The sequence below is a fragment of the Microcoleus sp. MOSTC5 genome (assembly GCF_036701825.1).
GTDB classification, from domain to species: Bacteria; Cyanobacteriota; Cyanobacteriia; order Cyanobacteriales; family Microcoleaceae; genus Microcoleus; species Microcoleus asticus.
The window spans coordinates 1-7,499 of the sequence record NZ_JAUBRK010000127.1; the positions used below are offsets into that span (position 1 = coordinate 1).

Below are 7,499 nucleotides of genomic sequence, written 5' to 3' on the forward strand. Positions count from 1 at the left end.
GAGCCGGATGAAGCGAAAGTTTCATGTCCGGTTCTGAAAGAGAGGTAGGGGTAGAAATGCCCCTATCGACTCTACCCTATTACGTCTACTAAAATAGTTCCGAATTAGGAGGTTTAATTTTTCAACGTTTGCTTAAAACAACGATAGTGACTTAAAGTTATCCAAAGTTATCATCGGTCGGGCTGTTTGATTCGCAACCTGACGCTTGCATTTTTTACCATTTGCTCAGTTTCCTAAGTCGGGAGAAAGAGGAATTTGTATTTAGTGATAAGTAGCTAGCTGTCTCCTTGTGTAACTTAGATACTAGGTTGTTAATCTTGATGCGAATTGGGGCTATTGTTTTTCGGATTCGATACCGCCGAAATCCCTTGAAGCCTTGAATTGTTACCAGCCAAAGGAGAGACATTAGCTGGTTTCGCGGAGGTGCTCATCTTTAGATACGATTGATATCTAATTTGCCTATTTCCAAGATTTGTGAACCGTCAATCTTACGTCAGCCGAGGTGAGATTTGAGACTTCTGAATCTGGGATTTTGAACAAGAGTCGAAAATTTTGGGGGCTGGCGACTCCTGTCGGAAACTTGTATCCGTTTTCGGGCGGGGTGACAAAGATTCGGACACTTGGGTAGAATCACAGTAATATTGGCTGACAAAAAAACTAGAGATCCTCAAAATCTGTGCTGAAGACTCATGTAGGCGATCGGGCAGTGCCCGATCGCAGATAATTCATCAAAATATATTTCAAAAGACCGATCGAGACTTTCGTAAAAGCTATCATCATCACACAACATAGCTCATCTTTAATTTATTACAGCTAACCGCGCCGCCACGGGCGCTGTGATTTGAGCAAACAATTTGGGAAAATAGAATGAACGTGCGAAGGCGACACACCCCACCACGCTTTTTTCTCCCAGTACAGGTAACCCCCAAGTGATGTGCCCGGACGCTATAACGAGAGTATCCCGCAAGTTAATCAGGTAAGTAAGCAACTTAGCACTTAACGAACAAGATCTGATTGCAAGCACTGGCAAATCCCTCCAACGTCTCGTCACTTTGTGGACGAAGCTTAGAGGGGACTGCGAGCTTACACTTGAGAGATAGGGATTGAGCAACAACATGATAGCTGATCCATAAACAAAGAATACGGGGGTTAAAACCCCGCGTTGGTTTTCCTCTCAGCACTCTTTGTGACTGAGTTTCCCACCTATTGAGTGTTTTTTATGACTAACACATCCCAGGGGTTTCGCTCCACATCGATAGTTGCTCTGAGCAATTTTACTCCGGCTCTCAACAAGATGATTCAGGCGGGTTACGTCAACGGCGACCAACTGAAGCAAGCTCAAATTGAAAGCCAGAAGTCGGGCAAGCGGTTGACGGAGGTATTAGAAGCACTTACCGGGCAGCCGTTGCCCCCAGAATTGCTGCGGCTTTACAAGAAGCAGCAGATGTTTGAACGGAAGATTGTCTATGGGGTTGAAGCATTTGACCCGGAGATGAGCGAAATGTCTAACGAGCAACTCGGAGTTATGCTCGACGGGTTGAAGATTTCGCTCGACATTTGTCACCAAGGTCGGTTTTTACCCGTAGCGAAGACTGAAACTGAGCCTGCGGCGGTTTTAGTGGCAATGGTAGATCCCGACAACCTCAACGCCATAGAAGATTTGCGGCGGATTTTACAGCCTCACGGCTTGGCTTTGCAGCGACGGGTGATTACCCCAGACGACTATCAGGACATAACTTCGGCTTATCAAGACGACCAAGTTAAGGTAGCAGCCAAAATAGCTGCAGCCGAAAAGCAGAGAAAGATGGATTTAGGGGAGGGTGATTTTGGCGAACTCTCGCTAGAAGAGGAGACTGCCGACCAAGAAGACCTAGCTAACACCTTGGACGATGCTGAGGCGGCTCCGGTAATTAAGGCCGTCAACATCATTTTGGCTAAAGCTTTGTCGGAAAAGGTGTCTGACATCCACGTAGAACCTCAAGAAGAGTTCATGCGGATTCGGATGCGGAAAGACGGGGTGCTGCAAGAGTATTTCCGGTTTCCCAAGCAGGTAGTCGCATCGATTACGGCTCGTTTCAAGATTATTTCCAACATGGATATTGCCGAACGCCGACAAGCGCAAGACGGCCGCATCCGCCGGGTGTTTGAGGGACGCACGGTGGATTTCCGGGTGAACTGCTTGCCTTCGCGGTACGGCGAAAAAATCGTGCTGCGGATTTTGGACAGTTCCAGCACTCAGTTGGGTTTGGGTTTGTTAATCTCCGACCAGGAAACTCTGGCTTTAGTGCGAGAGAGTGCTAGCCGTCCGTTCGGACTGATTTTGGTGACGGGGCCGACGGGTTCGGGCAAATCAACTACTCTCTACTCGATTCTGGCGGAACGCAACGATCCGGGGGTTAATATCAGTACGGCGGAAGACCCGATCGAATATGCTTTGCCAGGAATTACCCAATGTCAAGTAATTCGGGAAAAAGACTTGACTTTTTCCAACATTCTGCGGGCATTTTTGCGGCAAGACCCTGACGTGATGCTGGTGGGGGAAACGCGGGACAGGGAAACAGCCAAAACTGCTCTGGAAGCGGCTTTGACGGGACACTTGGTGCTGACGACGCTGCACACGAACGACGCGGCCGGGGCGGTCGCGCGTTTGGCGGAAATGGGCGTAGAACCGTTCATGGTTTCGGCCGCTCTGTTGGGCGTGTTGGCTCAGCGTCTGATGCGGCGCGTTTGCGACAAATGCTGCATTCCTTACCAGCCTACTGCCGCAGAACTCGGCAAGTACGGTCTGTCGGCTTCTCAAGAAATTGATCTGACTGTTTACAAAGCCAACGTTGTACCCGTGGAGGAAAGGAAGGAACTCGCAGAACGCGAGGAACTTTGTCGGAAGTGCGCCGGCCTAGGCTACAAAGGACGGGTAGGGGTTTACGAGTACCTGAAAAATACTGAGCGGCTTCAAACTCTGATCACTCAAGGAGCTCCCACAGAGCAAATTAAGGAAGCAGCAGTAGAAGAAGGGATGAAAACGTTGTTGGCTTACAGCTTGCAGTTGGTGCGGGAAGGCGCGACTACTTTTGAAGAAGTCGAGCGGGTGACGTTTACAGACTCGGGCCTGGAGGCTGAAATGAAAGCCAAACGCAAGCAGGGACTTACCTGCAAAACTTGTCAGGCGGAATTGAAGCCGGAGATGCTGGATTGTCCGTACTGCTTGACGCCACGCTTTGTGGATTGATTCAGCAGCAGTTAACTGTTGACTATTAACTGTTGACTGTTAACTGAGCTAGATTGGTCAATAACTATCAATTTGATCGAGGAGAGGTATCTATGGGTCTGATGATTGAAGACGTACTGGAGTCCCTGGTAGAGCAAGGGGGTTCGGACATACACATCCAAGCGGGCGCGCCTATATTCTTCCGAGTCAGCGGTAAACTAACTCCTCAGACGCAATACGGCGACATTCTGTCTGCTGAGGAAGTGCAGATCCTGATTTTCCAAATGCTCAACAATATGCAGCGCAAGCAGTTGGAAATGGAGTGGGAACTCGACTGCGCTTACGGCGTTCGGGGATTGGCTCGGTTCCGCGTCAATGTCTACCGGGAGCGGGGTGCTTGGGCTGCTTGTATGCGGGCTCTGGCTTCTAAGATTCCTAACGCAGATGCTTTAGGCGTGCCGCAGATTTTGCGGGATCTGACGGAAAGACCCAGGGGTATGCTGTTGGTGACGGGACAAACGGGTTCCGGGAAAACTACTACGATGGCGGCTTTGTTGGATCTGGTCAACCGGACGCGGGCGGAACACATTCTAACAGTTGAAGATCCGATCGAATATGTGTTTCCCAATGTCAAGAGTTTGTTTCACCAGCGCCAAAAGGGCGAAGATACTAAGAGCTTTGCTAATGCGCTGAAAGCTGCATTGCGCGAAGATCCTGATGTAATTCTGGTGGGGGAAATGCGGGACTTGGAAACTATCGGTCTGGCAATTTCGGCAGCAGAAACGGGTCACATGGTGATGGGAACGCTGCACACTAATTCGGCGGCTGCAACGATTGATCGGATTTTGGACGTGTTCCCGCCCATTCAACAACCCCAGGTTCGCGCCCAGGTGTCTAACTCTTTGGTGGGAATTTGCAGCCAAAATTTGGTAATAAAAGTTGGGGGCGGCCGCTGCTGCGCTATGGAAATCATGGTGAACACTCCAGCTATGGCTAACTTGATCCGGGAGGGCAAAACTCCCATGATTTACTCCCAAATCCAAATGGGGGCAAAATTGGGCATGAGGACGATGGAAATGGCTCTCGCTGAACTTTACAAGAGCGGTAAAGTCACTTGGGAATCCGCAATGGCCAAGGCTTCTAAGGCTGACGAACTCGAACGCTTGATCGGCCCGGCACCTGTTGGTGGCCCTAAGGTAGGAGCTCATTAATTCTTCAGTCAGCAGTCATTAGTCAGGAGCCCCTAGAAAGAACTGATGACTGATAAGTGAGGAGTCATAACTTTTAATAAATTTTCAGAGGTGAGCTGTGGCTACCAACGTTATCCGCGAAAAACCGAAAGGTGGCTTTGATTTCAGTAAGATTCAGGAGCAGATCGAGTATAACCTTACCAGTCTTACTGTTAAGGATATGGCTATTTTTGCTCGTCAGTTTGCGGCTATGTTTAATGCAGGGGTGGCGATCGTTCGATGCCTTTCCGTGCTCCACGAACAGTGTTCTAATGCTAAGCTGAAGCGAGCGCTCAGGAGCATGAATGCTGACGTGCAGGAGGGGATAAACTTGGCAGAGGCGATGGCTAAGTTTCCTGATGTTTTTGACCAACTGTTTATCAGTATGGTGGCGGCGGGAGAAGTCGGGGGGGTGCTAGATGAAACCCTAGACCGTCTGGCGGTGATGATGGAAAAAAATCACAAGACGGAGGCTGAAATTAATTCGGCGATGTCTTATCCGAAGACTGTGTTTGGCATCGCGATCGTGATTTTTTTCGCAATGACAATATTCTTGCTACCAACTTTCGCTAAAATCTTTAAGGATATTGGTGCAGATTTGCCGGCTTTTACGGTGATGATGTTGGCAATTAGTTCATTTTGTACGGCTTGGCCTCCCATTCAACAGGTGACAGTTATTGGGGTAATTATAGCGCTCAAAATTGCCTTCGATATGTACTACAAAACTCCAATAGGTCACCTACAAATTGATAGGATTGCGATGAAGTTGCCGATTTTTGGGGATTTGATCGAAAAATCTGCTGTGGCTCGGTTTTGCGTTATATTTGGGTCGCTGACGCGATCGGGCGTGCCGATTCTCAATTCTTTGGAAATTGTGCGAGATGTGGCTGGGAATCAGGCGATCTCTAATGCGATCGAATATGCGAGACAGGAAATTCAAAGCGGCGGCATGATCAGTATTGCTTTGCAAGAACAAGCTGTTTTTCCGTCTTTGGCTATTCAAATGATGGCAATTGGCGAGGAGACAGGGGAACTTGACAAGATGCTGATGAAAGTTGGCGCTTTTTATGAAACAGAAGTGGAAGAAGCAGTAAAAGGACTTACCAGTATGCTAGAACCTCTGATGATTGTTGTCGTCGGTGGTATCGTAGGTTCGATTTTGCTGTCGATGTATCTGCCGATGTTCGCAGTGTTTCAGAAGCTGTAAAAAAGGCTAATTAGTTATTAGTTATTAGTTATTAGCAATTAACGCATAACCAATGACTATTTCAATCGTTCCCATGCTCTGCCTGGGAAGATATTTGGAGGAGGCATAGCCTCGATTAAAAGGAGAAAAATATTTGGAGGCTCTGCCTCCAAATATTCATTTCCAGGGTATTTCTGGTAACGAGAAGCGCTCGATTAGCAATTAGCAGCAATTAATAATTACTTATTCTTTGATTTAAAAATGTCTGTTAAACAATCACATTACGAGGCCTTACTAGCAGAGTACAGCGAATCTTCTGCCGCGATCGCCCTGCTGAAAAAATATCGGGTTTACATGGAAATGATTCCGAGTATCCGCCGCGCCCATGATAGTTTAATTACCATTCCTTTGCCAATTGCGCGCTTGCGGGACGGAGTTTCGTATGCGGGAAGCAGCGGCACTAGCATATCGCCCGGACAGGCAGTTTGTTTGCCCTGCGATTTGGCGATTTTGATGTGCGATCCTGAATGGAAAGTTAAAATTGGAGTGGAAATTTTAATTTTCATTCATCGTCCGGGCGAAGAGTTTTCTGAGTTGCTAGGCCGCTGGCGGCAGTCTCAGGTTTGGCTGGATAAAGGTTACGAATGGCTGATGCCGCACCGCTACAGACATATTTACAGCGATGAAGCTGAGGCTGTTCATCCGCTATTTGTTTTGTTTGATGAAACGCCGGAACTGATTCAACGGGGTTTGATGGCGGCTGGTTTGCCGTTTGTGGTGGAAAGTTTCGACTCTGGGATTGAGGAAGTAGAGGAGGAAGAGTTTCTGGGTAGCGGGGAACTGGGAAGTATTGGTGAAGAGAGTTTTGATTTGTAGGGTTGGGTGCGATCGCCTATAGCCATCCTATTGCTTGATGTAAAGTAGATTTTTTTCAACGAACCGCAGAGGGCGCAGAGAAAGAAAAAAGAGATAAATATTGATGTTTGCCAATGCCGAATCTGGTTGTTATATGCAGATATTCAAAGATATTTTGGGCGTGAAAAGGAATGTTTATGCTCCACAGGTAGATCGCATTTCCAACAATCAAATTAATCGATCGCTTTGTCATTTGTGACCAGCCCAAAAACGGATACAAGCCCCCGATGTCGTGGAGAGATAAAAATTTGAGACGAAAGTTCAAGCTCCCAGATTCATGGAGTAAATCTCAAATCTCCCATCTCAAATCTCAAATCGAATGACCCCTTTAGCTGGGCCGCAAACGTTGGCTTTCATGCTGGTTGCGTCGCCTAATGTAAAGGTGTGGCTTGAGATTTTGCCCTCGAATGAATGTGCGATCGGTAATTTGGACGTTGGTGCTCAGGGTTTTTTTGAATAGCGGGTATGGACGACGCCGCCGAGTGTGACTCGATCTCGATCGCAAATTCCCGCCAATTCCAACATGATATCATCGGCGTGTTTCATATTTTCTAGCTTCAGTAAACCCCCGGTGCTATCTAACAGTGCTTCCACTTCTGCATCAGTCATTGCTTGGGCTTTTGGTACGTCATACCCGGGACTTTCTTGAGAGCGGACAATTTTTTATGATCTGTCAATAGGGGACAAGTGAAGAATATATTTAGATTCTGTTTGGTTTTAATATAGACAGTTATATCTGATAGATTTGTTCGTTGCAATTAAGATTTTACTACGGATTAATACATTTGTTTGAACAAAAATACACTTAATTAGCAGAGGTGCGGTGTTGCTGTTTCCATTTTTCAATTTCGTCTTTTGGTAGCAATAAAGTCTCTTCAATCTCCCTGGGGGGGTGACGACCCGCCCCAAACCCATATTTAGTAAGGATTGAGCCAATTTGTGGTAAAAAAAGATAGGCAGC

At 47.3% G+C, this 7,499-nt stretch carries 6 protein-coding genes and 1 pseudogene; 5 read left to right on the forward strand and 2 right to left on the reverse strand.

What is annotated here, in order from left to right; translation table 11 throughout:
* Positions 1-667: 667 nt before the first annotated feature.
* Positions 668-790, reverse strand: coding sequence for a hypothetical protein (locus QUA54_RS33365; RefSeq protein ID WP_333419221.1), 123 nt, complete (start codon positions 788-790; stop codon positions 668-670).
* Positions 791-1,219: 429 nt separating this feature from the next.
* Here QUA54_RS33365 and QUA54_RS33370 point away from each other — a divergent pair, with 429 nt between their 5' ends.
* The 5 genes from QUA54_RS33370 (at position 1,220) to QUA54_RS33390 (ending at position 6,737) form a co-directional block, all read left to right on the forward strand.
* The gene (locus QUA54_RS33370) at positions 1,220-3,229 is read left to right on the forward strand and encodes a GspE/PulE family protein (RefSeq protein ID WP_333419223.1); all 2,010 of its coding nucleotides are present in this window, start codon (positions 1,220-1,222) and stop codon (positions 3,227-3,229) included.
* A 92-nt stretch (positions 3,230-3,321) separates the two neighbouring features.
* Positions 3,322-4,419, forward strand: a complete 1,098-nt coding sequence (locus QUA54_RS33375; protein WP_172190933.1) for a type IV pilus twitching motility protein PilT — start codon at positions 3,322-3,324, stop codon at positions 4,417-4,419.
* Positions 4,420-4,516: 97 nt separating this feature from the next.
* Positions 4,517-5,644, forward strand: a complete 1,128-nt coding sequence (locus tag QUA54_RS33380) for a type II secretion system F family protein (protein WP_333194126.1) — start codon at positions 4,517-4,519, stop codon at positions 5,642-5,644.
* Positions 5,645-5,884: 240 nt separating this feature from the next.
* A complete protein-coding gene (locus tag QUA54_RS33385) occupies positions 5,885-6,499 on the forward strand; it encodes a hypothetical protein (protein WP_333419225.1) in 615 nt (204 codons plus the stop codon).
* A gap of 103 nt (positions 6,500-6,602) precedes the next feature.
* Positions 6,603-6,737 carry a hypothetical protein gene (locus QUA54_RS33390; protein WP_333419227.1) on the forward strand — a complete coding sequence of 45 codons (135 nt, stop codon included), beginning with the start codon at positions 6,603-6,605 and terminating at the stop codon, positions 6,735-6,737.
* Positions 6,738-6,853: 116 nt separating this feature from the next.
* Here QUA54_RS33390 and QUA54_RS33395 read toward each other — a convergent pair.
* Positions 6,854-7,177: pseudogene (locus QUA54_RS33395) on the reverse strand (saccharopine dehydrogenase-like oxidoreductase); the annotation flags it as partial.
* Between the last annotated feature and the right edge of the window lie 322 nt (positions 7,178-7,499).

What these genes read in the sequence shown, in the direction of transcription:
- QUA54_RS33390 (WP_333419227.1), top strand. Translation starts at nt 6,603, where the DNA reads ATGTTTGCCAATGCCGAATCTGGTTGTTATATGCAGATATTCAAAGAT.
- QUA54_RS33375 (WP_172190933.1), top strand. Translation starts at nt 3,322, where the DNA reads ATGGGTCTGATGATTGAAGACGTACTGGAGTCCCTGGTAGAGCAAGGG.
- QUA54_RS33385 (WP_333419225.1), top strand. Translation starts at nt 5,885, where the DNA reads ATGTCTGTTAAACAATCACATTACGAGGCCTTACTAGCAGAGTACAGC.
- QUA54_RS33370 (WP_333419223.1), top strand. Translation starts at nt 1,220, where the DNA reads ATGACTAACACATCCCAGGGGTTTCGCTCCACATCGATAGTTGCTCTG.
- QUA54_RS33365 (WP_333419221.1), bottom strand. Translation starts at nt 790, where the DNA reads ATGTTGTGTGATGATGATAGCTTTTACGAAAGTCTCGATCGGTCTTTT.